The following is a 26,810-nucleotide window of genomic DNA, read 5'->3' as shown; positions in this document are numbered from 1 at the left end:
GCACTGTAAGGTGTGGAGTTGACTGGTGCTGATAGGCCGAGGACTTGCTCACGAAGATTGCTACGCACCCACTATACGGTTTCTGAGGCAGCAACTGGGCCACGGTTGTTGATAATTGAACATTGTGTCATTCGTGTTCTGATGACGAGTTTCCTGCCCTTTTGTGGGTGGGTTGAGGGTTGTCGGTGGCGATGGCGGGGAGGGTCCGCCCGGTCCCATTCCGAACCCGGTAGCTAAGCTCCCCAGCGCTGATGGTACTGCACTCGACAGGGTGTGGGAGAGTAAGACACCGCCGACACATTATTTGAGAAGGGTCCCTTCTTTCCTGGTTTTCCCGGGAGAGAAGGGACCCTTCTCTATTTGTCGTGAAGTGCGAACCGAGCCCGAAAGGCAGTAGGCGGCCGTGCTGTCGGCACGTACGCTCACGGGCATGGGTGGTGTGCGGATTCTCGTTGTCCAACCGTCGAAGTTGGATCCGCCGGGCGAGCTCGGTGAATGGCTGCTCGCCGCCGGCGCGGAACTCGACGTCGTGCTTCCGGCGGAGCAGGAACTCCCGGCCGGCTTCGACGACCATCAGGGCATGGTCGTGCTCGGCGGCGAGATGGGCGTGTACGACGACGCGGAACACCCTTGGCTGGCCGGGCTTCGCGCCCTGCTGAGCAAGGCCGTTGGTGAGCGGGTACCGGTGCTGGCGGTATGCCTCGGTGCTCAGCTGCTCGCCGTCGCCACCGGCGGTCAGGTGCGTCCAGCTCGCAAGGGGCCGGAGGCCGGGACCTTGCTGGTGGCGAAGCGGGATGCCGCGGCGGAGGATCTGCTGCTCGGCCCGGTTCCGTTGACCCCCGATGTGCTGCAGTTCCACACCGACGAGATCTCTTCCCTGCCGCCGTCGGCGCAACTGCTCGCTTCTTCCCCGAAGTGCGACAACCAAGCGTTCCGGGTCGGGGACTGCGCTTACGGGTTGCAGTTCCACATCGAGACGACCCCGGACGTGGTGTTGGAGTGGGCCAGGCTGTCGCCCGAGGTCGCGGAGACGGTGCGGCCGGGGCAGCTGGAGGTCGAGCATCTGCGGGACTTCCACGCCGACCTCGCCGAAACCTGGCAGCCGGTCGCCGAGCGCTTCGTCCGGCTGGTCGCCACACCGCCGGAGGAGCGGACCACCAGCAGGTTCCTGCCGTTGGCGTGATTGTCGTCAGGTGGGGTCTCCAACGGGATTCAATGCGGACTACGGTTCGAACATGGCGAACAGCAACTCGTCCCGATCGGGTTCGGTGCCGTCCACCGCGCGTTACGGATTCAGCGACGCGTCGCGTGCCGGGGACCAGTTGAGGCGAGTCGGCTGGTGGTCGGACACCGGCCCCGGGGAATCCGAGCCGATCGTCGCCGCGTTGTCCCGCACGCCGGACCCGGATCTCGCGCTGCTGTCGCTCGACCGGATTAGGGAAGCCGTCGGCTCGGGCTGGGCGGAGTTGTCGCGGTCGCTTGCGGACGACATCGGGCTGCGCGGGCGTTTGTTCGGTGTGCTCGGCGATTCCACGGCGTTCGCCGATCATCTCGTGGCGAATCCCAGTGACTGGCTCCGTTTGCGCTCCGACACCGTTCAGCCGAGCACCCTCCAGGAACGCACCGCGGTGCTGCTGGCGGCAGTGGCGGCGGACGGAGACGGGGCACCGGGAACAGAGGGCGGCCCGGTTGCGAAGTTGCACGGGCCGGAGGCGGTCAGTGCTTTGCGGAGTACCTATCGCGGCTTGCTGCTGGACGTCGCCGGCAATGACATGGCGAGTGTCGCGGAGCCTTCGCTGCCCACGATGCCGTACGAGAGCGTCGCGGCGAACCTCTCCGACGTCGCGGTGGCTGCGCTTCGCGCGGCCCTGTCGGTCGCCGTTGCCGAACTGCAGCGGTCCGGGGTGGATGAGGTGCCTCGGCTCGCGGTGATCGCGATGGGCAAGTGCGGTGGCCGGGAGCTGAACTACGTCAGCGACGTCGACGTCGTGTTCGTCGCCCACAGCGAATCGGAGATCCCGACGGCGACCCGGTTGGCCAGCCTCATGATGCGCGTGGCGGGCCCGGCCTTCTTCGAGGTCGATGCCGCGTTGCGGCCGGAGGGCAAGGCCGGCGCGCTGGTGCGGACGCTCGATGGACACCTCAGCTACTACCGCAGGTGGGCTCGTACCTGGGAGTTCCAGGCGTTGTTGAAGGCGCGGCCGGTGGCCGGCGACGAAGAACTCGGCGACCGCTACCTGGAGGCCGTGCAGCCGTTGGTGTGGACCGCCGCGGAGCGCGAGGGATTCGTCGTGGACGTGCGGTCCATGCGGCGACGGGTCGAGGAGCACGTCCCCTCGGAGTTGGTGGAGCGCGAGCTGAAGCTCGGCCGCGGCGGCCTGCGGGACGTGGAGTTCGCCGTGCAGCTGCTGCAGATGGTGCATGGCCGCAGCGACGGCTCGCTCCGCTCGAAATCCACATTGGACGCTTTGCTGGCGCTGGGCGACGGCGGCTACGTGGCCCGCGCGGACGCGGCCGACCTCGTGGACTCCTACCGGTTCTTGCGCACCGTGGAACACCGGTTGCAGCTGAGGCAATTGCGGCGCACCCACCTCTTCCCGCCGTTCGACGACGCCGATGCGCTGACGGTGCTGGCCCGCGCGGTCGGTTTGCGCTCCAGCGGCCGGAACACCGCGGCGCAGGCCTTGGTGGGCGAGTTCCGCCGGCACGGCAACAGGGTTCGCCGACTGCACGAGAAGCTCTTCTACCGCCCGCTGCTGGAGGCGGTCGCGAAGGTGCCCACCGCGGCGCTGCGGTTGACCACCTCGGCGGCCGTCGAGCGGCTGGCCGCACTCGGCTACACCTCGCCGGAAGGCGCGTTGCGGCACATCGGGGCGTTGACGTCCGGGATGTCGCGGCGGGCCAGCATCCAGGGCACCCTGCTGCCGATGCTGCTGGATCTGCTGGCGAACACGCCGGATCCCGACGGCGGCCTGCTGGCCTACCGCAAGGTTTCCGAGGCGCTCGCCGAAACCCCTTGGTACCTGCGGCTGCTGCGCGACGAGGGCGTGGTCGCCGAGCGATTGGCGCAGCTGCTGGGCACTTCGAAGCTGGTGCCGGAACTGCTGGTGCGAGCACCGGAGGTGCTGCGGCTGCTCTCGGACACTTCCGCTCTCGCCGAACGCGATCCGATGGAGGCAGCGGTTTCGCTGCGCAGCGCGGTGGCGCGGTACTCGGAGCCGCAGCGGGCGGTGTCCGCGGCTCGTTCGTTGCGGCGGCACGAGCTGCTGCGCATCGCGTGCGGCGACCTTCTCGGACTGATGGAACCGACCACGGTGTTCGGGGCCCTGTCGAACATCTGGGTCGCGGTGCTGGAATCCGCGTTGGATGTCGCCGTGCGGGACGTGGCCAGCCGGTCCGGTGGCGAGGTCCCGGCGCGGATCGCGGTCATCGGGATGGGGCGCCTGGGCGGCAACGAGCTGGGCTACGGCTCCGACGCCGACGTGATGTTCGTGTGCGAGCCGGTCGGCGAGGCCGATGAGCGCTCGGCCGTCCGGTTCGCCACTTCCGTCGTGGAGCAGGTCCGGCGGCTGCTCGGCGCGCCGAGCCAGGATCCGCCGCTGGAAGTCGACATCGACCTGCGGCCGGAGGGGCGGCAGGGGGCGTTGGTCCGGACCCTGGATTCCTACCTGACGTACTACCGGCGTTGGGGCGAGGCATGGGAGGCGCAGGCCCTGCTCCGAGCGCGCGCCGTCGCCGGCGATCGAGACCTGGGCGAGCGGTTCTGCCACGCGATCGACCCGATCCGGTATCCGGAGGGCGGCCTGGAGGAAGCCAAGGTCCGGGAGATCCGGCGCATCAAGGCGCGGGTGGATTCCGAGCGGCTGCCGCGAGGCGCCGACCCGGCCACGCACACCAAGCTCGGGCGCGGCGGCCTGGCCGACGTGGAGTGGACGCTGCAGCTGCTGCAGCTGCAGCACGCGCACGAGTTCCCCGCGCTGCGAACCACTTCGACCGTGAATGGGCTACGCGCCGCGGCGGCCGTCGGCGTCATGGAGACCGGGGATGCCGACGAGCTCATCGAGGCGTGGACGTTGGCGATGCGCGTGCGCAACGCGGTGATGCTGGTGCGCGGCAAGCCCGACGACCAGCTTCCCAAGCACACCTGGGAGCTGAGCGCGGTCGCCGCCGCGTTGGGCTATCCGGCCGGAGTGGACACCGGTGAGGTCGTCGACGACTACCTCCGGGTCACGCGGCATGCCCGCGCCGTCGTCGAACGCGTCTTTTACGGTTCCTGATCGCAACGCCTAGGGTGGCGAACATGACTGATCGGCTTCGCCAGGCGGAAGAGCACGACCACCAGCGGATCGTGGCGGCGATCGAGTCGTGGTGGACGGATTCCCGCAGCCCCGCCGCCGCTCGCGAATTGTCGCTGCTGGTGCCGCGATTGTTCCTGCAGCATTTCTCCGGCACCAGCTTCGTGGCCGAGCGGGCTGGCCGAATGACCGGTTTCCTGATCGGATTCCTGTCCGCCGACCGCGCCGAGGACGCCTACATCCACTTCGTCGGCGTCGATCCGGTGCTGCGCCGAAGCGGGCTCGCTCGCGCGCTATATGCCAAATTCTTCGATGCCGCTTCTCGTGCCGGGCGCCGCCGAGTCCACTGCATCACGTCCCCGGCCAACTCCGGGTCGATCGCGTTCCACCGGCGCATGGGATTCGAGCTCGTTCCCGGTGACACCGAGGCCGACGGGGTGCCCGTGCACCGCGATTACGACGGACGGGGGCACGACCGGGTTTGTTTCGTCCGGGACATTTCGGGGCTTTGACCGGCGATCGTGCAACGTGGACCATTCGGGCAGGCGCCCGGTGAAATTGTTCCACCGCGCGCAATTGCGGTAATCGAATAGGCCGGATGGTGCATCGCGGCTCCGGCGTCCCCATTGGACCATTTCTGGGAAACCCCGGTCGGCGGTCCCGAATTGCCGAATTCGCCAGTAGCCTCGGCGATCGAGTGCGGGCGTGTTTCGGGATGGGAGAGGTCGATGTCCGAGGACTTCGAGCTGCTCGTCGACCGGCAGGCGTTGTGCGGGACGAGCCCGCTGTGGATGCCGGCGCTCAATTGCGTGTATTGGGTGGACCTGATGCGCCGCGAATTGCACACCTATCACCGGGATTCCGGTGTCGACGAGGTGCGGGTGCTGCCGGGCGCGGTGACCGCGCTGGGCGCGACCCGGCACGGGCAGTTGATCGCCGCCGCGGGGAACGGTTTCGCGCGGGTGTACCTGGGCCGCGCCGCGCTGGAACCGGTCGTGCAGGTGCGCAACGGCGACAGGATGAGCGTCGGAGCGTGCGATCCGGCGGGGCGATTCGTGGCAGGCACGCTGACGCACGCCCGCGACGTCCGCGCGAGCGCGCTGTTCGTCCTCGACGGCGACCGCGCGCGGCTGCTGGTCGAGGGGGTGACCGGCGCCGGTGGGCTGGCCTGGAGCCCGGACGGCACGCGGATGTACGTGGTCGACACGCGCGCCATCTGGGTCTACGACTACGACGTGGAGCGGGCCCGGGCGCTGTCCGGCCGGCAATGGGTGGCGTGCGCGGAGTCGGAGGGCAGCCCGGAGGGTGTCGCGGTGGACGCCGAGGGCTGCGTGTGGGTCGCGATGCACTGGACCGGGCGGATCCACCGGTACGCCCCGAGCGGGGACCTCGAAACCGTGCTGTGGGCGCCGACCCGGCGGATCACCAGCCTGGCCTTCGGCGGGTCGCGGCTGGAGGAGATGTACGTGACGTCGGCGTGCTTCGGCTACGACGAGCCCGGGCTGCTCGCCGATCCCTGCGCCGGTGCGCTGCTGCGGTTCAAGCCCGGCACGGTCGGTGCCCCGTTGACGCCGTGGCAGGGCATCTGAGCAGCAATGCGAAAGCGGGGTGGGGACCGAAGTCCCCACCCCGCTTTCGCAACGCTCAGCCGATCACACGTCGAAGTACAGCGAGAACTCGTGCGGGTGCGGGCGGAGGCGGATCGGGTCGATCTCGTCCTCCCGCTTCAGGCTGATCCAGGTCTCGATCAGGTCGGGGGTGAACACGCCACCCTCGAGCAGGAAGTCGTGGTCGGCTTCCAGGTTGTCGATGACCTTCGACAGGCTGTCCGGCACGGTCGGCACGTTCTTGGCCTCTTCCGGCGGCAGCTCGTAGAGGTCCTTGTCGATCGGCTCGGCCGGCTCGATCTTGTTCTTGATGCCGTCCAGACCGGCCATCATCATCGCGGCGAACGCCAGGTACGGGTTGCCGGACGGGTCCGGGCAGCGGAACTCGACGCGCTTGGCCTTCGGGTTCGCACCGGTGATCGGGATCCGCATGCAGGCGGAGCGGTTGCGCTGCGAGTACACCAGGTTCACCGGGGCCTCGTAGCCCGGCACCAGGCGGTGGTAGGAGTTCACCGTCGGGTTGGTGAAGGCCAGCAGGCTCGGCGCGTGGTGCAGGATGCCGCCGATGTAGTGGCGCGCCATGTCCGACAGGCCGGCGTAACCGGACTCGTCGTAGAACAGCGGGCTGCCGTCCTTCCACAGCGACATGTGGCTGTGCATGCCGGAACCGTTGTCGCCGAACAGCGGCTTGGGCATGAACGTCACGGTCTTGCCGTGCTGCCAGGCGGTGTTCTTGATGACGTACTTGAACAGCTGCAAGTCGTCCGCCGCGTGCAGCAGCGTGTTGAACTTGTAGTTGATCTCGGCCTGGCCGCCGGTGCCGACCTCGTGGTGCGCCCGCTCGATGGTGAAGCCCGAGCCGATCAGCTGCTTGACCATCTGGTCGCGCAGGTCCGCGAAGTGGTCGTAGGGGGAGACCGGGAAGTAGCCGCCCTTCATCCGGGTCTTGTAGCCCCGGTTGCCGCCTTCCTCGTCGCGGCCGGTGTTCCACCAGCCCTCGACCGAGTCGACCTCGGCGAAGGTCTTGTTGGCGGCCTCGCCGAACTTGACCGAGTCGAAGATGTAGAACTCGGCCTCGGCGCCGAAGAACGCGGTGTCGGCGATGCCGGACTCGTTCAGGTACTGCTCAGCCTTGCGCGCGATGTTGCGCGGGTCGCGGCTGTAGGGCTCCAGCGTGAACGGGTCGTGCACGAAGAAGTTGAGGATCAGCGTCTTCTCGGCGCGGAACGGGTCGATGCGAGCGGTGTACGGGTCCGGCAGCAGCAGCATGTCGGACTCGTGGATCGACTGGAAGCCGCGCACCGACGAGCCGTCGAAGGCCAGCCCCTCGGTGAAAGCGTCCTGGTCGAACGCGGTCGCGGGCACCGTGAAGTGCTGCATCACGCCCGGCAGGTCGCAGAACCGGACATCGACGAACTTCACGTCCTCATCGGCGATGAAGCGCAGGACCTCGTCAGGATTCTTGAACAACCTCGGTGGCTCCTAACCGCACTCGTACAGCTCACCGACCGCCATGCCATGGGGTTCCGCCGCCGGCTCGTAGCCAACGTTATGTCAGGGGTGTTGCCCCGTCGTCACCCGAATGTTTCGCGGGCGTTAACTGCCGCCTGTTCGGGTGGTAGGGGTTGCGCGCAGTGGCCGAACGTGATGCTCCGACAGCGCCAGCGCGGGCGGCACGTACCCTGGGTGACGTGCGAAAAGTCGGATCGTGGCTGGACGGCCCGAAGAGCGCATTCAAACAGGCGCGCGAGCAGGCGAACGAGACCCGGCCCGAGTGGCGGGGCCAGCGGCTGGGGCTGCCCGAGAGCGGGCCCGGCGCGGCGGCGCCGGTGGGCCGGCGGATGGCGGCGTTCCTCATCGACATCGTGCTGGCCGCGCTGGTCGCCGCGTTGTTCACCGCGCCGGACTACCCGCAGAACTGGAGCCTGGTGGCCTGGGTGGTCATCACCGTGGTCCCGGTGACCTTCTTCGGGGCCACGCCGGGCATGGCGGCGATGCGGATCTGGGTCGCGCGGGCCGACGGCGCGGTCATGGTGGGGCCGTGGCGGGCCGCGGTGCGCTGCGTCCTGACGGCGCTGATCGTCCCGGCCGTCGTGTGGAACTTCGACGGCCGCTCCTGGCACGACCGGCTCACCGGCACCATCGTCCTCCGCCGCTGAAGGATCGCGACGCGAAGAAGCGGGCCCGGGTTCTTCGACCCGGGCCCGCTTCTTCGTCCTCGTTGCTTCTTACTTCGCGCGGCGAACGGCGCGCGACACGTTCCGCATCTTGGCGCCCTGCGGCATGGGGCCCTTGGGCAGCGAGTTGCCCCGGCTGGCGAGCGCCGCGAGCCGGTTCTCGATCGCGTCGATCTGGGCCGGGCCGATGTTGCGCGGCAGCTTCATGATCCGCTGCTGCAGCTTGCTCAGCGGCACCTGGTCCTTCTCGTGGCCGACGGTGATCTCGTAGATCGGGGTTTCGCCGACGAGCCGGGAGATCCGCTTCTTCTCCTGCGCCATCAGCGACTTGACCCGGTGCTGCGAGCCCTCGCCGACCAGCACGATCCCCGGGCGGCCGATGAGCCGGTGGACGGCGTCGAGCTGGGCGGTGCCCGACACGGCCTGGGTCAGCACCCAGCGGCCGCGCAGGTTGTCCAGGGCCCATCCGGCGGCGCCGGGCTGGCCGTCCGCCTTGCGGTAGACGGTCGACTGCACGCGCCGACCGAAGATGATCACCGCGGCCAGCAGCCCGAAGGCCAGGCCGACCGGGAGGAACACCCAGTGCAGGCTCCAGATCATGCCCAGCAGGAACACCACGGCGGTCACGCCGAGGAACGCCCCGAGCATCAGCGGGAGGAGGAGCTTGTCCTCCCGGCGTTGCATCTTGAACGCCTCGAAGATCTGCTTGATCCGGCCCCGTGTTGCCTGGCGCCTTGCTTTGGCCGCCGCTTTCTTGGCGGCCTTGTCCTGCTTGGCCATGGTTTTCAGGATACGGCCCGGTCCGCGCCGGGTGCAGGTGCGGTCCGAGATGCGTGACCGACCCGTGAACTCCGGCCCGAAAACACGGCCGGGTGAAGGCCGAAGGGCACCGCGGAGCGGCGTGGCCGCCCGGCGGTGCCCTTCACGCGGAAAGCGTCAGCGGTTGAGGAGGCTGGTGGCCTCCTGGGCCGCGGTGCCGGCCTTGGCCAGGTGGGACAGGTTCTCCGGCAGCGGCATGCCGCGGTGCACCGTGGCCTTGGCGAACAGGCGGCCGGCGCGGTAGCTGGACCGCACCAGCGGGCCCGCCATGACGCCGGGGAAGCCGATCTCCTCGGCGGCCTTGGTGTGCTCGACGAACTCCTCCGGCTTGACCCAGCGGTCCACCGGGTGGTGCCGCGGGCTGGGGCGCAGGTACTGGGTGATGGTGATGATGTCGCAACCCGCGTCGTGCAGGTCCTGCAGCGCCGGGCGCACCTCGTCGGGCGTCTCGCCCATGCCCAGGATCAGGTTCGACTTGGTCACCAGGCCGGCCTCGCGGGCCAGCGTGATCACCTTCAGCGACCGCTCGTAGCGGAATGCCGGGCGAAGCCGCCGGAAGACGCTCGGCACCGTCTCCAGGTTGTGCGCGAGCACCTCCGGCCGCGAGCCGAACACCTCGGCGAGCTGGTCCGGCTCGGCGTTGAAGTCCGGGATCAGCAGCTCGACGCCGGTGCCCGGGTTCATCGCATGGATCTGCCGGACCGTCTCGGCGTACAACCACGCGCCGCCGTCCGGCAGGTCGTCGCGGGCGACCCCGGTGACCGTCGAGTAGCGCAGCCCCATCGCCTGCACCGACTCGGCGACCCGGCGCGGCTCCTCGACGTCCAGCTCGGCCGGTTTCCCGGTGTCGATCAGGCAGAAGTCGCATCGGCGGGTGCACTGCTCTCCGCCGATGAGGAACGTCGCCTCCCGGTCCTCCCAACACTCGAAGATGTTGGGGCACCCCGCTTCCTCGCAGACGGTGTGCAGGCCCTCGCGGCGGACGAGGCCCTTCAGCTCTTGGTACTCGGGGCCCATCCGTGCGCGGGTCTTGATCCACGACGGCTTCTTCTCGATAGGCGTCTGGCTGTTGCGGGCTTCCAGCCGCAGCAGCTTCCGGCCCTCCGGCGCGACAGTCACGTCGACAGGCTACGCCCCTGACACAACCGGTTCGAGAAGGTGGGAGGGGTCACTACCAGGCGCTACGGGTTCGCGTGATCTCACGCGTCATACTGCACAGTCGTGTCGACAACCTCTTGGGCAGTTCGCCTCAGATGGGCGCCGTGGTCTCGCGTCGTGCGCCTGCACCTTGCCGGGGATCGCTGGCCGCGGCTGAGCGAAGGACCGATCTCGGTGGCGCTCCGGCTGGCCTGGCTCCTGCTGCTCGTGCCCGTGCTGCTGGGCTGCTGGCTGGAGCTGCTGCTCGTCCTGGTGCTGCTGCCGTTCGCGCTGATCGCGCGGGCCGCCGGGACGGGATGGCGGCTGGAGGTCAGCAGCCGGGGTTGCCGGGCGGGCGTGATCCGGGTGGGCAGCCTGGCCGCGGCTCGCCGGCTGCGCCGGGTTCTGCGCGAGCATCTGGGTACCCATCCGGGGCTGGACGACGCGCGTGCTCTGCTGGCCGCCGAGCAGGCCGAGCTCCAGCCGGCGGAGATCAGCGCGCGGCGGTGGCGGCTGGTTTCCCACCAGCTCAGCCCCTACGGGCGCCGGCGCTGGTTCCTGTGGCGCCGCAGGCTTTCGTTCGAGGACGCGATGGACAGCCTGCCCAGCGGTCTCGGCGACGACCCGATCTCGGCGATCATCGCCATCCCGTTCATGCTCTGGTTCGCGGTGCTGTTCACCGGCGCGACGCTGGAGCTGCTCGCGGAGATCGCGGTGCTGCCGGTGGTGTTCCTGCTCAAGCTCTGCCACGTGCTGCCGTGGCCGGTGGAGCTCGTGCGGCAGGGCTCCGCCGAGCCGCAGGCCCAGGTGCGAGGCATGATCGCGTCGGTGCGTGCCCGACGGGCGCTGACCGCCGGGCACGCGGTCCGGTTGCCGCTGCCCAGCCTGGTGCGGCAGGTGCCGCAGCCGGTCAGCTGAGCTCGTGGGCGGCGGGCCGGTGGTGCACGTACTCGATCACCGTGCCGTCCGGGTGGCGGACCGTGAAGCCCTCGCCGACCGGGGCGCGGAACCGCTGCTGGACGAATTCCAGCCCGTCTTCCCGGAACCGCTCCTCGTACGGGTCGATGTCGGGGACCAGCAGGGTGCCGACGGTCCGGCGGAAGGGGGCCAGCGACTCGTCGGTGCCCGCGATGATCAGGAAGCCGCCGACCGCGGTGAGCGCGAGGTCCTTCTCCGGGTACGGCATGACCATGTCGCGTTCGACGCCGAGCAGCCGCTCGTACCAGGCCGTGGTCGGTTCGAGCTGTTCCGCGGCGACGAACACCCGCACGAACGCCCGGGGCGCCGGCAGGTTCGAGGAGTCGGGGTCGCGGCGCCAAAGTTGTTGGGGCACGGGCTGTTCCTTTCGGTTCCGGATGGACGCGATCCAGCCTGTCCGGCTGCCGGGAACCCATCCAGGAGCCGGTTCATGCGGTGATCCCAGGTCATAGGCTGGCGACGTGAGCACCGCAGCGGACCCCCGGCGCCGGGAGCTCGGCGCGTTCCTGCGCGCGAGCCGGGAGCGGCTCGATCCGGCCGACTTCGGGCTCCCCGCGACCGGTCGGCGGCGGACGCCGGGGCTGCGTCGCGAGGAGGTCGCGGCGGCCTCCGGGGTCGGCCTGGCCTGGTACACGTGGCTGGAGCAGGGGAGGGTGCGGACTTCGCGCGAGGTGCTGCAGGCCCTCGCCGGCACCCTGCGGATGGGGCGCGACGAGCGGCGGCACCTGTTGGCGCTGGGCGGTTTCGTGTCCGACGAGGCCGACGATGAAGGGGCTGTCGAGCGGCTGCGGCCGATGCTGGACAGCTGGCCGCTGACGCCGGCGCTCGTGCTGAACCACCGGTTCGACGTCCTGGCGGGCAACGACGCGTACGCGGCGGTGTGGCCGGAACCGGAGTTGTCCGGCCGCCCGAACCTGCTGCTGGCCTTCGCCGGGAGCAAGCGGCTGCAGGACCTGCTGGTGCCGGAGGAGCGGTTCCTCTACGAGCTTTTCCTCCGGTTCAGGGCGCGCGCCGACCGGTTCCCGGGCGACGACGTCGTGGACCGGTTGCAGGAGCTGCGCCCGGACCTCGCGCACTGGTGGAGTTGCCGGGCGGTCCGCGAGTTCGGCGGCTGGCCGGTCACGGTGGCGGTCGACGGCCGCCGGCTGCGCTTCGAATGCTCGCTGCTGCAGCCGGACGGTTCCGCGCTGCTGCTGGTGCAGGCTCCGGCGGATGCGGAGACCCGCCAGTGGATGCAGCACCGCGCCTGATCGCTGGGGAGCCTGTTTCGGTGGCCGTGGAGGCTGTCCGGGAACGTGGCCTGCGCGCCGTTTTCGCGCGAAAACGATGCCTCGCACCCGGCTACCGCATCCTCGCAGCACTGCCTCGTGATCAGGCGGAGCGTTCGCCCCGGGCGGTCAGAAGCTGGGGATCAGCTTCCGGAGTCGGCCGCCGACGCATTGCGGGGACGGCTCCGGGGTGATGCGCACCAGCTGCAGGAACGCGCGGCCGACGCGGGCCACGTCATCGGCCGGTTCGGTGTGCTCGGCGAGCCCGGCGGCGATGGCGAGCAGCCGGTGCTCGCGGGACATGTCGCCGCGCAGCACCGGATCCGATTCGTGCCGGTCCAGGAGGTCGCGGAGCACCGGGTTGGCCTCCGCGGTGCGCCGCCACGCGGCGGTGACGGCCTGGACCCGGTCGGCGTGCGGGGCGTCATCGGTTTCGACGAGTGCGACGCCGATGCGGCCGGTCAGCTGCTGGGTCCACTTGTACTGCAGGGCGCGCAGCGCATCGGTGGCGTCGAGGAAGGGCGCGGGCACCTGGGTGAGGGCCTCGGACGGGTTTCGGCTCGCGTCGTCGAGCACCGTCTGGATCGCCTGTTGCCGCCGGCGGAAGTCGTTCCAACTCATCTTCGCTCTCCGGGATCGGGCCCGGGGTGATACCCCAGGTGTGCGGCATACCGAGAGTATGTTGGTGTACCGACGGTACCACGAGTCCGTACCGCCGGTATGTCATAGGGTTGTGAGCATGGCGACAGCTCGACCACGACGCGTGGAGTACTCGGAAAGCACCAGGCAGGCGCTGGTGGACTCCGCCGTCGAGCTGTTCACCGAGCACGGCTACGCGGGTACCTCGCTGGACGAGATCGCCAAACGAGCCCGGGTCACCAAGGGCGCGCTCTACCACCACTTCGGCGGGAAGCAGGCGCTGTTCGAGGCGGCCTTCGACGCGGTGGAGACGAGCGTGGTGGCCCGCCTCGCCGAGGTCATCTCCACCGGCAGCCCCTGGGAGGCCACCCGGTCCGGGCTGCGGGCCTTCCTGGAGGTCTGCCTGGAGCCGTCCTACCAGCGCATCGTCGTGCAGGACGGGCCCGCGGTGATGGGCTGGGAGCGGTGGCGGGCGGCGGAGGAGGCCTACACCTTCGGCGTCGTCCGGGGCGTCGTCGGGACGCTGGTCGAGTCGGGGGAGATCGCCCCGCTGCCGGTCGAGGCCCTGGCCCGCGTGGTGTTCGGCTCGCTGTCGGCGGGCGCCACCGCGATCGCCGGGTCGAAGTCGCCCAAGCAGGCCCGCGCCGACATCGGCGAGTGCATCGAGCGGGTCCTCGACGGGCTGCGGAACACGTGATCGGGCGGCGGTCGGCGCGGGCAGAACCCCGCTACTAGCCTCGGGGACCGTGAGCGAACACTTCAAGTTGCGGATCTTCACCGAGCCCCAGCAGGGCGCGACCTACGACGACTTGCTGCGCGTGGCCAAGCACGCGGAAGACACCGGCTACGACGCGTTCTTCCGCTCCGACCACTACCTGAAGATGGGGGCGGTGTCCGGCGAGCCCGGCCCGACCGACGCCTGGGTGACGCTGGCCGGGCTGGCCCGCGAGACCAGCCGGGTGCGGCTCGGCACGCTGATGACGGCCGGCACCTTCCGGCTGCCCGGGCCGTTGGCGATCTCGGTCGCGCAGGTCGACCAGATGTCCGGCGGGCGCATCGAGTTCGGCCTCGGCACCGGCTGGTACGAGGAGGAGCACACCGCCTACGGCATCCCGTTCCCGCCGCTGAAGGAGCGGTTCGACCGCTACGCCGAGCAGCTGGAGATCATCACCGGGCTGTGGGGCACCCCGGCTGGCGAGCACTTCAACTACGACGGCCGGTACTACCGGATCGAGGAGTCGCCGGGGCTGCCCAAGCCGGTGCAGCAGCCGCGGCCGCCGCTGCTGATCGGCGGGCAGGGCAAGAAGCGGACGCCGGAGCTGGCCGCCCGGTTCGCCGACGAGTTCAACCTGCCGTTCGTCGGCCTGGACGCGGCGGCGGAGCAGTTCGAGCGGGTGGCGGCGGCGTGCGCCGCGATCGGCAGGCCGCAGGAGGAGATCGTGCGGTCCGCGGCGCTGGTGCTGTGCGTCGGCAAGAACGACGCGGAGGTCTCGCGCCGGGCCGACGCCATCGGCCGGGAGGCCGAGGAGCTGCGCCTCAACGGCCTGGCCGGGACGCCCGACGAGGTCGTCGACAAGATCGGGGCCTGGCGGGAGCGCACCGGCATCACCCGCCTCTACCTCCAGGTCCTCGACCTCGCCGACCTGGACCACCTCGACGTGGTCGCCGCCGAGGTCGCCACCCGGCTCTGACCTCCGCAGCAGAGCGGGCGCTTCCGACCAGGCTCACCCCGACGGGTGGGTTCTTCCGCAATTTCAATGGAAATCGGACCTTCGATTTCCATTGAAATTGCGGACCCCCGATCGGATCGGGGCGAGGTGGATGGCGAGTTGTGGGTGCCTACGGCGGCGCGGCCGGGCGAAGGCACCCTTCGGGTCAGCGCGTTGCGAGTTGGCCCGCGATGTCGGAGGCCGCGGTGAGCAGGATCAGGGCCGGGATCGTCGCCTGGGCGCGCAGCCGGTAGGTGCCGCGTTTGTCCTGCTCCACCAGGCCGCACGCGGTCAGGCTCTTCAGGTGGTGGTAGAGCTGCCCGGTGGAGCCCAGGCCCGCCGCTTCCTGCAGGGCGGCGGCGGGCTGGGCGCCCTGCTGCGCCAGCAGGCGCACGATCGCGGCCCGGGCCGGGTGGCCGAGCGCGGCCAGCACGTCCGTGCGCGGGCCGTCGTCCATGCCGAGCACCCAGGCCGGGTCGACGTGGATGCGCCACTCCAGCTCGACCGGTTCGGCCAGGCTGCCCTGGTACTGCACGACGCCGCCGCTGGGCTCGACCTCGTCGGCCCGTCGCCTTCCTTCGAGGGCGGCGACGCGCTCTTCCAACGCGGCGATCCGCCGGTGCAAGTCCTCCGATGTCACCGGACGAGCTTGCCTCAGCCGGCCAGCGCCCGTGCAAGCCGGTCCCGCCACTCCGGCTGCTGCATCGCGAGCACCAACGGCAGGCCCGGATCGCCGGTGCCGACTTGTTCCAGCGCGATGTCGCCGTGCGCGAGCAGGGCGCCCCACGCGACCGTGCCGTCCTGGCGGCGCACCGACATCCCGCAGGTCAGGACCCCGGGCAGGCTGCCGCCCTTCATGCCGATCCCGAGCACGCCCGGCGGCAGGTGGCCGCTGAGCGGGCGTTCCAGGTGGGTGCGGGCGGCCTCGGCCGGGACGCCGCCGGTGGCGATGGCGCGGTGCAGCGAGGCCAGCTGAGCCGCAGTCGACGACATCGTCTTCGAGCCCCACCGGAGCTGCTGCTCGTACGGCGGCAGGCCGTCGCGCATCAGCCGGTCCAGCACCCGTTTGCGCAGGTCGGCGTCGTTGCTGTAGCGCTGCTCCAGGGCGTAGCCGAAGATTCGCCGGGCCGGGGTGGGCAGCTGCGCCGGTGGTGCGAACTCGGGCAGCAGGAACAGGTACTCCGCGCACATGGACCGGATGTCCGGCCGCGCCCAGCCGCCGGCCGCCGCGGCCTTGCGCAGCGCGGCGTCGCCGAGCCGGTTGCGCAGGAAGTCGGGGACCGCGCTGTCGCTGAACATGATCATGGCCGAGGCCATGTCGTCGAGCGTGACCCGGTGATCGGGGTCTGCCGCGTACAGGCCGGTCGGATCGGTGGGGATGCCGAGGTGCTTGAGCGTGGTCGCGTGCGCGTTGCCGTCGGTCGGCACGTAGAAGCGTTCCCAGTCGCCGAGGCGGACCTGTTCCTTCGGGTCCAGCCTGCCTTCGGCGACGGCGGCGGAGTAGGCCGCCAGGTGCACGACCTTGACGGCCGAGGCGAGCGGCTGCGCGGCGTCCGCGCGGTGCAGCAGCCGGTTGCCGCGCCCGTCGTCGACCACGAGGCCGAGCCCGTCGCGGTTCGCGCCGATCCAGGTCAGCCAGCCCTCGGGGGTCGCCAGGTCGGGCGGGGCGGCCGGTTGCGCGACGGCCGAGGGTGCGGCCAGCAGCAGTGGCACGGCGGCCCCGGTGGCGGCGAGCAGGCGGCGGCGGGACAGCGGCATGACATCCACTCCTCTAGTAGTCCGTAATTACGGAATACTAGAGGAGTGGATTTCGGTTCTTCGGTCGACCCCGATCAGCGCAGGCTCGGGTCCAGCGAGAGCGTCACCCCGGCCGCGGTCGGCTGCTCGCGCGGGATGTTGCGCTCGCTGACCGGCAGCGTGCCGTCCAGCGCGTCCCGCACGCCCTTCTCGACCAGCGGCATCGCCTCGGCCACCTCGACCGTCCGGCCGAGCTCTGCGCTCAGCGAGGTGGTGCCCGCGTCGGCGATGCCGCACGGCACGATCCGGTCGAAGCTGGTCAGGTCGGCGTTGCAGTTCAGTTCCAGCCCGTGCATCGTGATGCCGCGCTGCACCCGGATGCCGATCGCCGCGATCTTGCGCTCCTGGCGGCCGTCGTCGGCCGGGAACCAGACACCGCTGCGGCCCTCGACCCGGCCCGCCTCCAGCCCGAACTGGTCGCACACCCAGATCAGCGCCTGCTCCAGGCGGCGGACGTAGTCGACCACGTCGATCGGGTCCGCCAGCTGCACGATCGGGTAGCCGACGATCTGCCCCGGGCCGTGCCAGGTGATCTTGCCGCCGCGGTCGACGTCGATGACCGGCGTCCCGTCCGTCGGGCGGTCCTCCGGCGAGGTGCGCTTGCCCGCGGTGTAGACCGACGGGTGCTCCAGCAGCAGCAGGGTGTCCGGGTTCAGCCCCTCGGCACGGCCGTTGACCAGCTCGCGCTGCAGGTCCCAGGCGGAGAGGTAATCGATGGTTCCCAGGTTGCGCACGGCCATCGGATCGGCGGATGCGCGGCACGAAATGTTGGCACGACTCACGCGGCCAGGCTACGCCCCGGGTCCAGCGGCGAAGCCCGAAGGCTCACGACGAGACGGCCGCCGCCAGCGCCGCCCCGACCGACGGGTGCTGGAACGCGAAACCCTCCGACTCCAGCACCGTCGGCAACGCGCGTTGCCCGGTCAGCGCCTGGTCGGCGAGCTCGCCGAGGGCGATCCGGAGCGCGAAGCCCGGCACGATCCACGGCGCCGGCCGGCCCAGCGCCTCGCCCAGCGCGCGGGTGAACTCCGCGTTGGTGACCGGCGCCGGGCCGGTGAGGTTGACCGGGCCGGACACCTCGGGCCGCTCCAGCACGAACCGGATGGCAGCGACCTCGTCGTCCAGCGAGATCCACGACATGTACTGGGTGCCGTCGCCGAGGCGGCCGCCGAGCAGCATCGAGAACAGCGGCCGGAGCTGGCCGAGCAGCCCGCCGGAAGGGGCGAGCACCAGGCCGGAGCGCAGCCGCACCACCCGCACGCCGGCGTCCGTGGCGGGCTTGGTCGCCGCCTCCCAGCGCTGGCACAGGCGGGCGAGGAAGTCGGAGCCCGGCTCGGACGCCTCGGTCACCGGCTTCGAACCGCTGTCGCCGTAGAACCCGACCGCGGACCCGTTCGCCAGCACCGGGACGCCCCGCTCGGCGACGGCCTCGGCGAGCACTTCGGTCGGCCGCACCCGGGTGTGCACCAGCTGCCGCTTGCGCTCCGGGCTCCAGCGCCTTTCGCCGATGCCCGCGCCGCAGAGGTTCACGACCGCGTCGGCGCCGTCCAGCGCGTCCGCGTCGAGCTGGCCGCCCTCCGGATCCCAGCCCCGCTCGTCGGGGGCGGCCGGGAGCCTGCGAACCAGCCGGACCACTTCGTGCCCGGCCTGCCGCAACGCGGCTACCAGGGACGTGCCGATCAACCCGGATGAACCGGCGACAACCACGCGCATGCCAGGAATCGTCCCGCACCGGCGGGCGCGGTGCGAGCGATTCCGCCGGGATCGAAGCGAAAGGGCCGCCCACCGAGGAGGTGAGCGGCCCTTGTCGCTATCGCCGGATCAGAGGCCGAGGTCGGCCTCGAAGGCGCCTTCTTCCAGGCGCTGCTTGAGCGTGGCCAGGAAGCGGGCGGCGTCCGCGCCGTCGACCAGCCGGTGATCGTAGGTCAGCGCCAGGTAGACCATCGAGCGGATCGCGATGGTGTCGCCACCGTTCTCGTCGGCGACCACCACCGGGCGCTTCACCACGGCGCCGGTGCCGAGCATGCCCACCTGCGGCGGGTTCAGGATCGGCGTGTCGAACAACGCGCCGCGGCTGCCGGTGTTGGTGATGGTGAAGGTGCCGCCGGAGAGCTCGTCCGGCTTGATCTTGTTGTTCCGGGTCCGCGCCGCCAGGTCGGCGATCTTGCGGGCCAGCCCACCGAGGTTGAGGTCCCCGGCGTCGTGGATCACCGGCGAGACCAGGCCGCGCTCGGTGTCCACCGCGATCGACAGGTGCTCGGCACCGTGGTAGGTGACCTGCTTGTTCTCGTCGTCGATCGAGGCGTTCAGCTTCGGGTGCAGCTTCAGCGCCTCGGCCGCGGCCTTGGCGAAGAACGGCAGGAACGACAGCTTGACGCCCTCGGCGGCCTCGAAGTTCGCCTTGGCGCGGTCCCGCAGCCGGGCGATGCGGGTCACGTCGACCTCGATCACCGTGGTCAGCTGCGCCGCGGTCTGCAGCGACTCGACCATCCGGCGGGCCAGCAGCTGGCGCAGGCGGGACATCTTCTGCGTCGTGCCGCGCAGCGCCTTGGCCTCCGCCGACGGCTCCGCGACCGGTGCCGGAGCGGCCGGTGCAGCGGCGGCCGGAGCAGCCGCGGCGGCGGGCGCCGGAGCCTGCTTGGCGTCGATCGCGGCCTGCACGTCCTGCTTGCGGATCCGGCCGCCGACACCGCTGCCCTTGATCGCGGACAGGTCGATGCCGTGCTCGTTGGCCAGCTTCCGGACCAGCGGCGTCACGTACGGCGCACCGGCGGCCGACGCCGGCTCGGCCGGAGCGGCCGGGGCCGGAGGCGCGGGCGGCGCGGCCGGAGCGGGAGCCGGGGGCGCCGGCGGGGCCGGGGGAGCGGCGGGAGCCGGCGCGGCAGCAGCCGGGGCCGGAGCGGGAGCCGGCGGAGCGGGCGGTGCAGCCGGGGCCGGAGCCGCGCCAGCGGCGCCGATCACGGCGAGCTTGGCGCCGACCTCGACGGTGTCGTCCTCATCGGCGGCGATCTCCAGCAGCGTGCCGGCCACCGGCGACGGGATCTCGGTGTCGACCTTGTCGGTGGAGACCTCCAGCAGCGGCTCGTCGACCTCGACGGTGTCGCCGACCTGCTTGAGCCACCGGGTCACGGTGCCTTCGGTGACGCTCTCGCCGAGCGCCGGCATGTTGACGTCCGTGCCCGTCGCGCCACCGGCCGGAGCCGGGGCGGCAGCGGGAGCCGGGGCCTCCGGCTGCGGCGGGGCGGGCTGCTCCGCGGCGGGTGCCGGGGCTGCGGGCTCGGCCGGGGCGGCCGGAGCGGGCGCTGCTGCTTCGCCGCTGTCGGCGATCACGGCGAGCTCGGCACCGATCTCGACGGTGTCGTCTTCCTGGGCGACGATGCGCTGGAGCACGCCGGCGGCGGGCGACGGGATCTCGGTGTCGACCTTGTCGGTGGAGACTTCCAGGAGCGGCTCGTCGACCTCGACGGTCTCGCCCTCCTGCTTGAGCCACCGGGTGATCGTTCCCTCGGTGACGCTCTCGCCGAGTGCCGGCATCTGAACGGAGAAGGCCATCTGTTGCTGACTCCTCGTGGTGTGGCGGGGTGCTGGCTGACTGCGGAGCCGACGTCAGCCGTGCACGTGCAGCGGCTTGCCGGCCAGGGCGAGGTGCGCCTCGCCCAGGGCTTCGGTCTGGGTGGGGTGGGCGTGCACCAGGGGAGCGACGTCCTCCGGCAGTGCTTCCCAGTTGTAGATCAGCTGCGCCTCGCCGATGAGCTCACCGACGCGGTCGCCGACCAGGTGCAGGCCGACCACCGGGCCGTCCGTGGCGCGGACCAGCTTGACCGCGCCCTGGGTCTTGAGGATCTGGCTCTTGCCGTTGCCGGCCAGGTCGTAGGTGAACGTCTCGACCGAGCCGTACTGCTCCTTCGCCGCGGCCTCCGTCAGGCCCACCGAGGCGACCTCGGGGTGGCAGTAGGTCACCCGCGGGATGCCGGCCTCGTCGATCGGCTGCGGGTTGAGCCCCGCGATGTCCTCGGCGATGAAGATGCCCTGCTGGAAACCGCGGTGCGCCAGCTGCAGGCCGGGCACGATGTCGCCGACGGCGTAGACGCCCGGCAGGTTGGTGCGCAGCCGCTCGTCGGTGCGGACGAAGCCGCGCTCCATGTGCACGCCGGCGGCGTCGAAGCCGTGCCCGGCGGTGTTCGGGCCGCGGCCGACCGCGACGAGCAGCAGGTCGGCGTCGTAGGTCTCGCCGTTCTCCAGGCTCACCGAGACGCCGGCGGCGGTCGGGGTCGCGCCGGTGAACTTCACGCCGGTCTTGAACTTGATGCCGCGCTTGCGGAAGGCGCGCTCCAGGCGCTTGGAGACGAATTCGTCCTCGTTGGGCACCAGGTGCGGGAGGGCTTCGACGATGGTCACGTCGGCGCCGAAGGAGCGCCACACGCTGGCGAACTCGACGCCGATCACGCCGCCGCCGAGCACGACGACCTTCTCCGGGATGAAGTCGAGGTTCAGGGCCTGCTCGCTGGCGATGACCCTGCCGCCCAGTTCCAGGCCCGGCAGCGACTTGGAGTAGGAGCCGGTGGCCAGGACCACGTTCTTGCCGGTGTACCGGGTGCCGTTGACCTCGACGGTCTTCGCGTCGACCAGCGTCCCGGCGCCCTCGACCAGGGTCACCTTGTGGGCCTTGGCCAGGCCCTGCAGGCCCTTGTACAGGCCGGCGACGACGCCGTCCTTGTACTTGTTGACGCCGTCGATGTCGATGCCCTCGAGGGCGGCGCGGACGCCGAACTGGTCGGCGTCGCGGGCGGAGTCGGCCACCTCGGCGGCGTGCAGCAGTGCCTTGGTCGGGATGCAGCCGCGGTGCAGGCACGTCCCACCGAGCTTGTCCTTTTCGATAAGGACGACGGACAGGCCTAGCTCGGCCGCGCGGAAGGCGCAGGCGTAGCCGCCCGAACCGCCGCCGAGAATGACCAGATCGGCGGACGTGTCGGTCACTTCGCACTCCTCGACAGGCATCGTTGACTAGCTGACGGCGCCGCCGGAACAGGACGTTCACGGGCGCCTGAGAGCCATCTTGTCACCACACGACGGGCGTACGCGACGTGGGCCGGGTGATCTGTGCTGCACTGCCGCGGATCACAACCGCGAGGTCGGCGCCGATCAACCGGGAGTGAACGCTTTTCACACACGCCCCATGTGGGCGATGGCATCATCGGAAGCGTCTGCTGTTTCACATCCCCAGCGACGGGAGGCGAGTCCGGTGGGCCTGTTCGACCGGTTCCGCGGGAGGCGTTCCGGCAGGATGCGCGGCGCGAGCTCGGCGGACACCGAGCACCTGATCGGCTGGGCGGCGCAGCGCCGCGGCGTCGAGGGGTACCTGGAGCCGCGCACGACGGTGACCGAGACGACGCTGATGCTCATCGCGCACGACGGCGAGTGGACCCGGCGGCGGGTGGACAGCCCGGCGGCGGCGCACCGGCTGACCCGCAAGATCGGCATCCCGCTCTACGAGGTGGCCAAGGTCGGCTACCCGCAGCGGATGCGGGACTACCAGGCCCGGCAGCGCATCCTCCGCGACCGCGACCGCAAAGCCGCCGACGGCTAGGGTCGTTCACAGCGGATCTTTGAAGCGGCGCGGCCGCTCAGCCCACTCCGGCAACTCGCACCGCGATGCAGGGCGAGTCTGGAACAGCTTCGATCGTCAGTTCGCGATTCGGGTGGTCGGGGTGCAGTTGACCGGGAAGGTCACCGACTTCGCGATGTAGCAGAGCTCGTGGGCGCGCTCGTGCAGCGCTTCCGCCACGTCCACGCTCGCCCGGTCGGCCACCGTGACCTGGGGCGCGAGCCGCACCTCTTCGAACTGGCCGGAGCCGTCGGGGTTCTCGGCGAGGATCCCGCGCGCCTGGTCGTGGTAGCCGGTGACCACCACGCCGCAGTCCGCGGCCAGGTGCAGGAACCAGAGCATGTGGCACTGCGACAGCGATGCGACCAGCAGTTCTTCCGGGTTGTACCGGTCCGCGTCGCCGAGGAAGACCGGATCCGCGGATGCGTCGATGGCGTCCTTGCCGGCCGCGCGCACCTCGTGGGTGCGTTCGTAGCTGCGGTAGGAGCTGGTGCCCTGCCCGGTGTTGCCGGTCCACACCACGTCGACCTGGTAGCCGTGCCGGGCCGTGCTGGGCGCGGCCGGTTTCGTATCGGTCATCGACCCATCGTGACACCGCGGTGCGGGGCAGTGGTGATCCTTTTGAGTTTCACGTCACAAATACGCCACCTCGGCGGAGTAGGACTACTCTCCGCGACGGGGTCGTGGATCCGGCGGACCCACGACCCCGTCGGGACGCGTGCTCCGGTCAGCCCCGGTCGGCGATGTCGGCGAGGACGGCCGCGATGGTGCGGACCGGGACGCCCGTGCCGCCCTTGGGCGTGTAGCCCCACGGCGAGTTCGTGTTGTACGACGGGCCCGCGATGTCCAGGTGCGTCCACTGCACGCCGTCGGCGACGAACTCCTCGAGGAAGATGCCCGCGGCGAGCATGCCGCCCCAGCGGTGCCCGGTGATGTTCGCCAGGTCGGCGAGCTTGGAGTCCAGGTCGCCGCGCAGCTCCTCCGGCAGCGGCATCGGCCAGCCGCCCTCGCCGACGGCCTGCGACAGCCGCGCCACCCGGTCCCGGAAGTCCTCGCTGCCCATCACGCCGGGCGTGCGCTTGCCCAGCGCCACCACCTGCGCGCCGGTCAGCGTGGACGTCTCGATCAGGTAGTCCGGCTCGTCCTCGCAGGCGCGCGTGATGGCGTCGACCAGGATCAGCCGGCCCTCGGCGTCGGTGTTGAGCACCTCGACGGTCTTGCCGCCGTACATGGTCAGCACGTCGCCCGGGCGGTACGCCGTGCCCGACGGCATGTTCTCGGCCATCGGCACGGTCGCGGTGATGTCCAGCGGGTAGTTGAGCCGGGCGGCCAGCAGCATGGTGGCGATCACCGCGGCGGCCCCGGACATGTCCGAGGTCATCTCCTCCATGTTCGCGGCGGGCTTCAACGAGATGCCGCCGGTGTCGAAGGTGATGCCCTTGCCGATCAGCGCGACCTTCTTGGCGGCCTTCGGGCCCTTGTGCCGCAGCCGCACCAGGCGCGGCGGGCGGGAGGAACCGGCGCCGACGCCGAGGATGCCGCCGAAGCCCTGCTTGCGCAGCGCGTTGTCGTCGAGCACCTCGACCTCGAGGCCGGCGGAGCGCCCCAGCTCGGCGGCGCGCTCGGCGAAGGACGCCGGGAACAGGTCGTTGGGCGGGGTGTTGATGAAGTCGCGGGCGGTGTTGACGGCCTCGCCGATCGCGGTGGCGCCCTTCAGCGCGTGCACGTTCCCGTCCGCCTTGGCGTCGGCGACCAGGAAGTCCACCTTGGACACCGGGGCGTCGCCCGACTGCGACTTGTACGCGGTGTAGCCGTAGGCGCCCATCACCGTGCCCTGCACGGCGGCCGAGAGGTCCACAGCGGACAGCGTGGTGGCGGCGTGCTCGACGCCGCCGAGCGTGCGGGCCGCGGCACCGGACGCCCGGCGCACCGCCTCGCCGGAAACCCCGCCGTTGGCCGCGGGCTTGCCCAGCCCGACCGCGACCAGGATGCCGGCGCGCAGCTTGCCGCCCGCGGGCAGCTTGACGACCTCGTCCGCCTTGCCGGTCGCGCCCAGCGAGACGAGGACCTTCGCCAGGTCTCCGTCGTACGCGGCGGCGACCTGATCGGTGCCGGGCGCGAGCTGCAGGCCGTCGGTGCCCTGGACGGTTCCGACGACGAGCGCGTCCGCGGTCAGCTTGGCCACCGCCGTGTCGGTGAGGGCGAGTTTCGGGGTCGTCACGTGGTCATCCTCCGGGTAACGCATCAACGCTGCGGTGTCAGCAAAGCTCTTCGCACTCTAGAACGCTCGGCAACCGGGAATCAGACCAGGACATCGGTCGGCGTTGCGGTGCGCTCGGGCACCCCCCGGTCGTGACTGCCCTCGCGTCAGCCGACAGGCGGCTGCACGCATCGGTGTTCGTCTGTAAGGGTGGTCCCGTGGCCCAACAGGTTGAATCGGCCGGCCGGCTCGCATCCGGTGCCGGTGCGGTCCCGCTCGCGCTCGGCGGGATGCTCGGTGCCGGGGTGTTCGTGGGACCGTCGCCCGCGGCCGCCGCGGCCGGGCCGTGGCTGCCGTTCGGGCTGCTGATCGCGCTGGCGGCCGTCGTGTGTTCGGCGTCGTCGACCGCGTACCAGTCCGAGGCCTACCGCGTGCCAGGCGCGGCTTACGTGTGCGTGCGGGCCCGGGTGGGCGTGGTGCCGTCGCGGGTCGGGGCCAGCGCGTACCTGGCCGGACAGGTCGCCGGGATGGCCGCGATCGCACGGGTGCTGGGCGACTTCTTCCTGCCCTCGGCCGCGCCGCAGGTCGCCGCGGCGGCGCTGCTGCTGGTCGTGCTCTCGGCGACGGCGGGGCTGCGTATCCGGGGCGCGGCCGCCTGGATCTGGCTCGCGCTGACCGTCGCGGTGCTCGGGCTCGTGGTGGTCACCTGCTTCGCGATCGAACCCGTGCCGCCGATCCCGGCCGGGCGCCCGCTGTCCGACAGCGCGGTGGGCATCATCGGTGCCGCCGCGGTGCTGTTCTTCGCGTTCCTCGGCTTCGAGCGGTTGACCGCGCCCGCCGCCGAGCAGGACCGGTTCGCCTGGTCGTCGATGAAGCGCGGCCTCGTGATCTCGCTGGTCGCGCTCGTCGTGGTGCTGTCGGCGGTGACCGCTGCACTGGTCCACCAGCTGGGCTGGTCGCGGCTGGCGTTGTCGCCGATGCCGATCCGCGAGGTGCTGACCGCCGCCGCGGCCGCCGATCTCGCGCCGCTGGTCGGCGTCGGCGCGGCGGTGGCGCTGCTGCCGGTGCTGCTTGGCGCGCTGGAGTCGTTCCGCGGGACGGCGCTGGCCCTCGTGCACGACCGAGACCTGCCGAGCCTCTTGGGACGCACCGGCAGCGCCGGAACGCCATACGTGCTGGACTTGGTCGCCGGCGTCGCCGCAGCGGCGGTTGCACTGCTGGTGGAGCCCATTCCGGCGATGGCGTTCGCGGCCTGTTGCCTGCTCGTGCACTACGCCTTCGCGAACGCCGGTGCCCGGCTGCTGCTGACGGACGGCGGGACCTGGCCGATGCGCGGGGCGTGCCTGGGGATGGGGCTCTCGGTCGTACTGGCTATGAGCATGCCGATTTCTGCGATGCTTGCGACGCTTGTTGTCGTTGTTGTCGGTCCTTTGGCGACGGGAGGTGTGTCCCGTCGCTGGAGATGAGGCGGGTCATGCTCAAGACGAGTGTTGCCAACATTTCCCTGAAATCCACCACCGAATCGCACAAGTGGGCGCCCGGCGACGAAGTCCACTACAACTTCTGGCGGCTGGACGGTTCGCTCGGCACCGTCCACCCGGCACGGGTGGTCGAGGACGACGGTGCCCACCTGCTCTGCTGGGTCCTGGACGGGACGCCGATCCGGGTCACCACCTCCCCCGACGGCCGCTCGCCGCGCCAGATGCCGTTGGCCGAGCGCTTCAACGGACCGCGGGTGCCGGCCAGGTCGACCTGGCGCGGCACTTCGACGCTGCGCCTGGTGTACGAGCACCGCTGGGCGTCGGTCTGGTGGTTCTTCGAGCCGGACGGCACCTTCCGCAACTGGTACGTCAACCTCGAAGTGCCGTTGGGTCGGGACGCCACCGGCGTCCGGCGCGTCGACGGCGTGCTCGACGTCGAGGTGTTCCCCGACGGGTGCTGGTCCTGGAAGGACGAACACGAGTTGGCCGACGCGCTGGCCGCCGGCCGGTTCGACGAGCAGCACCTGGACCGGCTGCGGTCGGAGGGTGAGCACATGATCGCGTTGGCCGAGGCGGGCCGGTTCCCGTTCGACGGGACCTACTGCGACGCCACGCCCGATCCGAAGTGGGCACTTCCGTCCCTCCCGGAGGGACTGCTGATCGCCTGATGCACCGGGGCCGGGTGCCTTCCGGGTCGCCCCGGAAAAGCACCCGGCCCGCGGTGTCAGAGCGAGATGAACAGCAGGATGCCGATGACGGCGACCAGGGCGCCGATCCCGCCGACCGAGCCGCCGCGCAGGTCCTTCGGGAAGAACGTCTTGTGCTTGTTGCGCCACCAGAAGGCCCAGCCGGCCGCTCCGGCGACGCCCAGGATCAAGCCGAAGATGTCGAGCCACGAGTAGCCGAGCATCACCAGCATGCCGCCGCCCAGCGGCAGCAGCGCCGCCAGGGTGGCGGCCAGCGCGTCTTGCGACGTCGTCGTGGGCCCCGCCGGGACCGGGGTGTTCTGGGCGTGCGTCATGGTCACATCATAGGCGTCGGCCGGTCCGGCTCCACCGCCTCGCGTCACGAACTGTGGCGTTCCTTCAGCGTTGAGTA

At 70.9% G+C, this 26,810-nt stretch carries 26 protein-coding genes and 1 rRNA gene; 13 read left to right on the top strand and 14 right to left on the bottom strand.

Annotation, left to right across the window (positions count from 1 at the left end; all coding sequences use genetic code 11):
- Positions 1-181 precede the first annotated feature (181 nt).
- The 5 genes from rrf to AB0H93_RS10485 all read left to right on the top strand — a co-directional run bounded on the left by rrf (position 182) and on the right by AB0H93_RS10485 (position 5,884).
- Positions 182-298, top strand: a 5S ribosomal RNA gene (gene rrf / locus AB0H93_RS10505).
- Between the two features lie 132 nt (positions 299-430).
- On the top strand, positions 431-1,183 hold the full coding sequence (locus AB0H93_RS10500; RefSeq protein ID WP_358570516.1) for a type 1 glutamine amidotransferase: 753 nt from the start codon (positions 431-433) through the stop codon (positions 1,181-1,183).
- A gap of 52 nt (positions 1,184-1,235) precedes the next feature.
- On the top strand, positions 1,236-4,277 hold the full coding sequence (locus AB0H93_RS10495) for a bifunctional [glutamine synthetase] adenylyltransferase/[glutamine synthetase]-adenylyl-L-tyrosine phosphorylase (protein ID WP_358570512.1): 3,042 nt from the start codon (positions 1,236-1,238) through the stop codon (positions 4,275-4,277).
- A gap of 23 nt (positions 4,278-4,300) precedes the next feature.
- On the top strand, positions 4,301-4,807 hold the full coding sequence (locus AB0H93_RS10490; protein WP_358570508.1) for a GNAT family N-acetyltransferase: 507 nt from the start codon (positions 4,301-4,303) through the stop codon (positions 4,805-4,807).
- A gap of 216 nt (positions 4,808-5,023) precedes the next feature.
- Positions 5,024-5,884 (top strand): SMP-30/gluconolactonase/LRE family protein, encoded by an 861-nt coding sequence (locus AB0H93_RS10485; RefSeq protein WP_132482677.1) that lies wholly within the window; start codon positions 5,024-5,026, stop codon positions 5,882-5,884.
- A gap of 63 nt (positions 5,885-5,947) precedes the next feature.
- Here AB0H93_RS10485 and glnA read toward each other — a convergent pair whose 3' ends face one another.
- Entirely contained in the window at positions 5,948-7,372 is a 1,425-nt protein-coding gene (glnA, locus tag AB0H93_RS10480) for a type I glutamate--ammonia ligase (protein ID WP_132482679.1), read from the bottom strand.
- Between the two features lie 221 nt (positions 7,373-7,593).
- Here glnA and AB0H93_RS10475 point away from each other — a divergent pair, with 221 nt between their 5' ends.
- Entirely contained in the window at positions 7,594-8,061 is a 468-nt protein-coding gene (locus AB0H93_RS10475; protein WP_358570504.1) for an RDD family protein, read from the top strand.
- A gap of 69 nt (positions 8,062-8,130) precedes the next feature.
- Here the strand turns inward: AB0H93_RS10475 and AB0H93_RS10470 are convergent, their stop codons facing one another.
- Positions 8,131-8,859, bottom strand: a complete 729-nt coding sequence (locus tag AB0H93_RS10470; RefSeq protein ID WP_358570501.1) for a DUF4191 domain-containing protein — start codon at positions 8,857-8,859, stop codon at positions 8,131-8,133.
- A 156-nt stretch (positions 8,860-9,015) separates the two neighbouring features.
- A complete protein-coding gene (gene lipA, locus AB0H93_RS10465; protein ID WP_358570498.1) occupies positions 9,016-10,017 on the bottom strand; it encodes a lipoyl synthase in 1,002 nt (333 codons plus the stop codon).
- A gap of 156 nt (positions 10,018-10,173) precedes the next feature.
- Between lipA and AB0H93_RS10460 the strand changes: the two genes are divergently transcribed.
- The gene (locus AB0H93_RS10460) at positions 10,174-10,953 is read left to right on the top strand and encodes a hypothetical protein (protein ID WP_358570495.1); all 780 of its coding nucleotides are present in this window, start codon (positions 10,174-10,176) and stop codon (positions 10,951-10,953) included.
- Here the strand turns inward: AB0H93_RS10460 and AB0H93_RS10455 are convergent.
- A complete protein-coding gene (locus AB0H93_RS10455; protein ID WP_358570492.1) occupies positions 10,946-11,368 on the bottom strand; it encodes a VOC family protein in 423 nt (140 codons plus the stop codon). The genes AB0H93_RS10460 and AB0H93_RS10455 overlap by 8 nt on opposite strands.
- A 106-nt stretch (positions 11,369-11,474) precedes the next feature.
- On the opposite strand from AB0H93_RS10455, the gene AB0H93_RS10450 reads away from it, so the two are divergent.
- Positions 11,475-12,263, top strand: coding sequence for a helix-turn-helix transcriptional regulator (locus tag AB0H93_RS10450; protein WP_358570489.1), 789 nt, complete (start codon positions 11,475-11,477; stop codon positions 12,261-12,263).
- Positions 12,264-12,410: 147 nt separating this feature from the next.
- Here AB0H93_RS10450 and AB0H93_RS10445 read toward each other — a convergent pair whose 3' ends face one another.
- Positions 12,411-12,902 carry a hypothetical protein gene (locus AB0H93_RS10445; protein WP_358570486.1) on the bottom strand — a complete coding sequence of 164 codons (492 nt, stop codon included), beginning with the start codon at positions 12,900-12,902 and terminating at the stop codon, positions 12,411-12,413.
- A 118-nt stretch (positions 12,903-13,020) separates the two neighbouring features.
- Here AB0H93_RS10445 and AB0H93_RS10440 point away from each other — a divergent pair, with 118 nt between their 5' ends.
- Both AB0H93_RS10440 and AB0H93_RS10435 read left to right on the top strand, forming a co-directional pair.
- The gene (locus AB0H93_RS10440) at positions 13,021-13,617 is read left to right on the top strand and encodes a TetR/AcrR family transcriptional regulator (protein WP_358570483.1); all 597 of its coding nucleotides are present in this window, start codon (positions 13,021-13,023) and stop codon (positions 13,615-13,617) included.
- Between the two features lie 49 nt (positions 13,618-13,666).
- Complete coding sequence (locus AB0H93_RS10435) at positions 13,667-14,611, top strand: LLM class F420-dependent oxidoreductase (protein ID WP_358570480.1); 945 nt, start codon at positions 13,667-13,669, stop codon at positions 14,609-14,611.
- 184 nt (positions 14,612-14,795) lie between these two features.
- Here the strand turns inward: AB0H93_RS10435 and AB0H93_RS10430 are convergent, their stop codons facing one another.
- From AB0H93_RS10430 to lpdA, 6 genes are all read right to left on the bottom strand, one after another.
- On the bottom strand, positions 14,796-15,269 hold the full coding sequence (locus AB0H93_RS10430; RefSeq protein ID WP_358570477.1) for a helix-turn-helix transcriptional regulator: 474 nt from the start codon (positions 15,267-15,269) through the stop codon (positions 14,796-14,798).
- A gap of 14 nt (positions 15,270-15,283) precedes the next feature.
- Entirely contained in the window at positions 15,284-16,387 is a 1,104-nt protein-coding gene (locus AB0H93_RS10425) for a serine hydrolase (RefSeq protein ID WP_358570474.1), read from the bottom strand.
- A gap of 74 nt (positions 16,388-16,461) precedes the next feature.
- Complete coding sequence (gene lipB, locus AB0H93_RS10420; protein ID WP_358570471.1) at positions 16,462-17,208, bottom strand: lipoyl(octanoyl) transferase LipB; 747 nt, start codon at positions 17,206-17,208, stop codon at positions 16,462-16,464.
- A gap of 43 nt (positions 17,209-17,251) precedes the next feature.
- Positions 17,252-18,139 carry a TIGR01777 family oxidoreductase gene (locus tag AB0H93_RS10415; RefSeq protein WP_358570468.1) on the bottom strand — a complete coding sequence of 296 codons (888 nt, stop codon included), beginning with the start codon at positions 18,137-18,139 and terminating at the stop codon, positions 17,252-17,254.
- Positions 18,140-18,247: 108 nt separating this feature from the next.
- Positions 18,248-19,978 (bottom strand): 2-oxoglutarate dehydrogenase, E2 component, dihydrolipoamide succinyltransferase, encoded by a 1,731-nt coding sequence (sucB, locus tag AB0H93_RS10410; RefSeq protein ID WP_358570465.1) that lies wholly within the window; start codon positions 19,976-19,978, stop codon positions 18,248-18,250.
- Positions 19,979-20,032: 54 nt separating this feature from the next.
- Entirely contained in the window at positions 20,033-21,403 is a 1,371-nt protein-coding gene (gene lpdA / locus AB0H93_RS10405) for a dihydrolipoyl dehydrogenase (protein ID WP_358391007.1), read from the bottom strand.
- Positions 21,404-21,668: 265 nt separating this feature from the next.
- Here lpdA and AB0H93_RS10400 point away from each other — a divergent pair, with 265 nt between their 5' ends.
- Positions 21,669-22,013, top strand: coding sequence for an oxidoreductase (locus AB0H93_RS10400; protein ID WP_358570462.1), 345 nt, complete (start codon positions 21,669-21,671; stop codon positions 22,011-22,013).
- A 96-nt stretch (positions 22,014-22,109) separates the two neighbouring features.
- Here the strand turns inward: AB0H93_RS10400 and AB0H93_RS10395 are convergent, their stop codons facing one another.
- Positions 22,110-22,610, bottom strand: a complete 501-nt coding sequence (locus AB0H93_RS10395; protein WP_093277666.1) for an OsmC family protein — start codon at positions 22,608-22,610, stop codon at positions 22,110-22,112.
- Between the two features lie 148 nt (positions 22,611-22,758).
- On the bottom strand, positions 22,759-24,252 hold the full coding sequence (locus AB0H93_RS10390) for a leucyl aminopeptidase (protein WP_358570459.1): 1,494 nt from the start codon (positions 24,250-24,252) through the stop codon (positions 22,759-22,761).
- Between the two features lie 197 nt (positions 24,253-24,449).
- On the opposite strand from AB0H93_RS10390, the gene AB0H93_RS10385 reads away from it, so the two are divergent.
- The gene (locus tag AB0H93_RS10385) at positions 24,450-25,697 is read left to right on the top strand and encodes an amino acid permease (protein ID WP_358570456.1); all 1,248 of its coding nucleotides are present in this window, start codon (positions 24,450-24,452) and stop codon (positions 25,695-25,697) included.
- A gap of 8 nt (positions 25,698-25,705) precedes the next feature.
- Positions 25,706-26,380, top strand: coding sequence for a DUF402 domain-containing protein (locus AB0H93_RS10380; protein ID WP_358570453.1), 675 nt, complete (start codon positions 25,706-25,708; stop codon positions 26,378-26,380).
- A gap of 56 nt (positions 26,381-26,436) precedes the next feature.
- On the opposite strand, the gene AB0H93_RS10375 is transcribed toward AB0H93_RS10380, so the two are convergent.
- Positions 26,437-26,733: a hypothetical protein gene (locus AB0H93_RS10375; RefSeq protein WP_132482717.1), complete on the bottom strand. Its 297-nt coding sequence runs from the start codon at positions 26,731-26,733 to the stop codon at positions 26,437-26,439.
- Positions 26,734-26,810: the final 77 nt, after the last annotated feature.

Source organism: Saccharopolyspora sp. NPDC050642 (assembly GCF_040654735.1).
Classification (GTDB): domain Bacteria; phylum Actinomycetota; class Actinomycetes; order Mycobacteriales; family Pseudonocardiaceae; genus Saccharopolyspora; species Saccharopolyspora elongata.
This window is presented reverse-complemented; position numbering and strand designations above follow the sequence as displayed.

What these genes read in the sequence shown, in the direction of transcription:
- AB0H93_RS10500 (WP_358570516.1), top strand. Translation starts at nt 431, where the DNA reads ATGGGTGGTGTGCGGATTCTCGTTGTCCAACCGTCGAAGTTGGATCCG.
- AB0H93_RS10495 (WP_358570512.1), top strand. Translation starts at nt 1,236, where the DNA reads ATGGCGAACAGCAACTCGTCCCGATCGGGTTCGGTGCCGTCCACCGCG.
- AB0H93_RS10490 (WP_358570508.1), top strand. Translation starts at nt 4,301, where the DNA reads ATGACTGATCGGCTTCGCCAGGCGGAAGAGCACGACCACCAGCGGATC.
- AB0H93_RS10485 (WP_132482677.1), top strand. Translation starts at nt 5,024, where the DNA reads ATGTCCGAGGACTTCGAGCTGCTCGTCGACCGGCAGGCGTTGTGCGGG.
- AB0H93_RS10470 (WP_358570501.1), bottom strand. Translation starts at nt 8,859, where the DNA reads ATGGCCAAGCAGGACAAGGCCGCCAAGAAAGCGGCGGCCAAAGCAAGG.
- AB0H93_RS10445 (WP_358570486.1), bottom strand. Translation starts at nt 12,902, where the DNA reads ATGAGTTGGAACGACTTCCGCCGGCGGCAACAGGCGATCCAGACGGTG.
- AB0H93_RS10440 (WP_358570483.1), top strand. Translation starts at nt 13,021, where the DNA reads ATGGCGACAGCTCGACCACGACGCGTGGAGTACTCGGAAAGCACCAGG.
- AB0H93_RS10425 (WP_358570474.1), bottom strand. Translation starts at nt 16,387, where the DNA reads ATGCCGCTGTCCCGCCGCCGCCTGCTCGCCGCCACCGGGGCCGCCGTG.
- AB0H93_RS10415 (WP_358570468.1), bottom strand. Translation starts at nt 18,139, where the DNA reads ATGCGCGTGGTTGTCGCCGGTTCATCCGGGTTGATCGGCACGTCCCTG.
- sucB (WP_358570465.1), bottom strand. Translation starts at nt 19,978, where the DNA reads ATGGCCTTCTCCGTTCAGATGCCGGCACTCGGCGAGAGCGTCACCGAG.
- AB0H93_RS10395 (WP_093277666.1), bottom strand. Translation starts at nt 22,610, where the DNA reads ATGACCGATACGAAACCGGCCGCGCCCAGCACGGCCCGGCACGGCTAC.
- AB0H93_RS10380 (WP_358570453.1), top strand. Translation starts at nt 25,706, where the DNA reads ATGCTCAAGACGAGTGTTGCCAACATTTCCCTGAAATCCACCACCGAA.
- AB0H93_RS10375 (WP_132482717.1), bottom strand. Translation starts at nt 26,733, where the DNA reads ATGACGCACGCCCAGAACACCCCGGTCCCGGCGGGGCCCACGACGACG.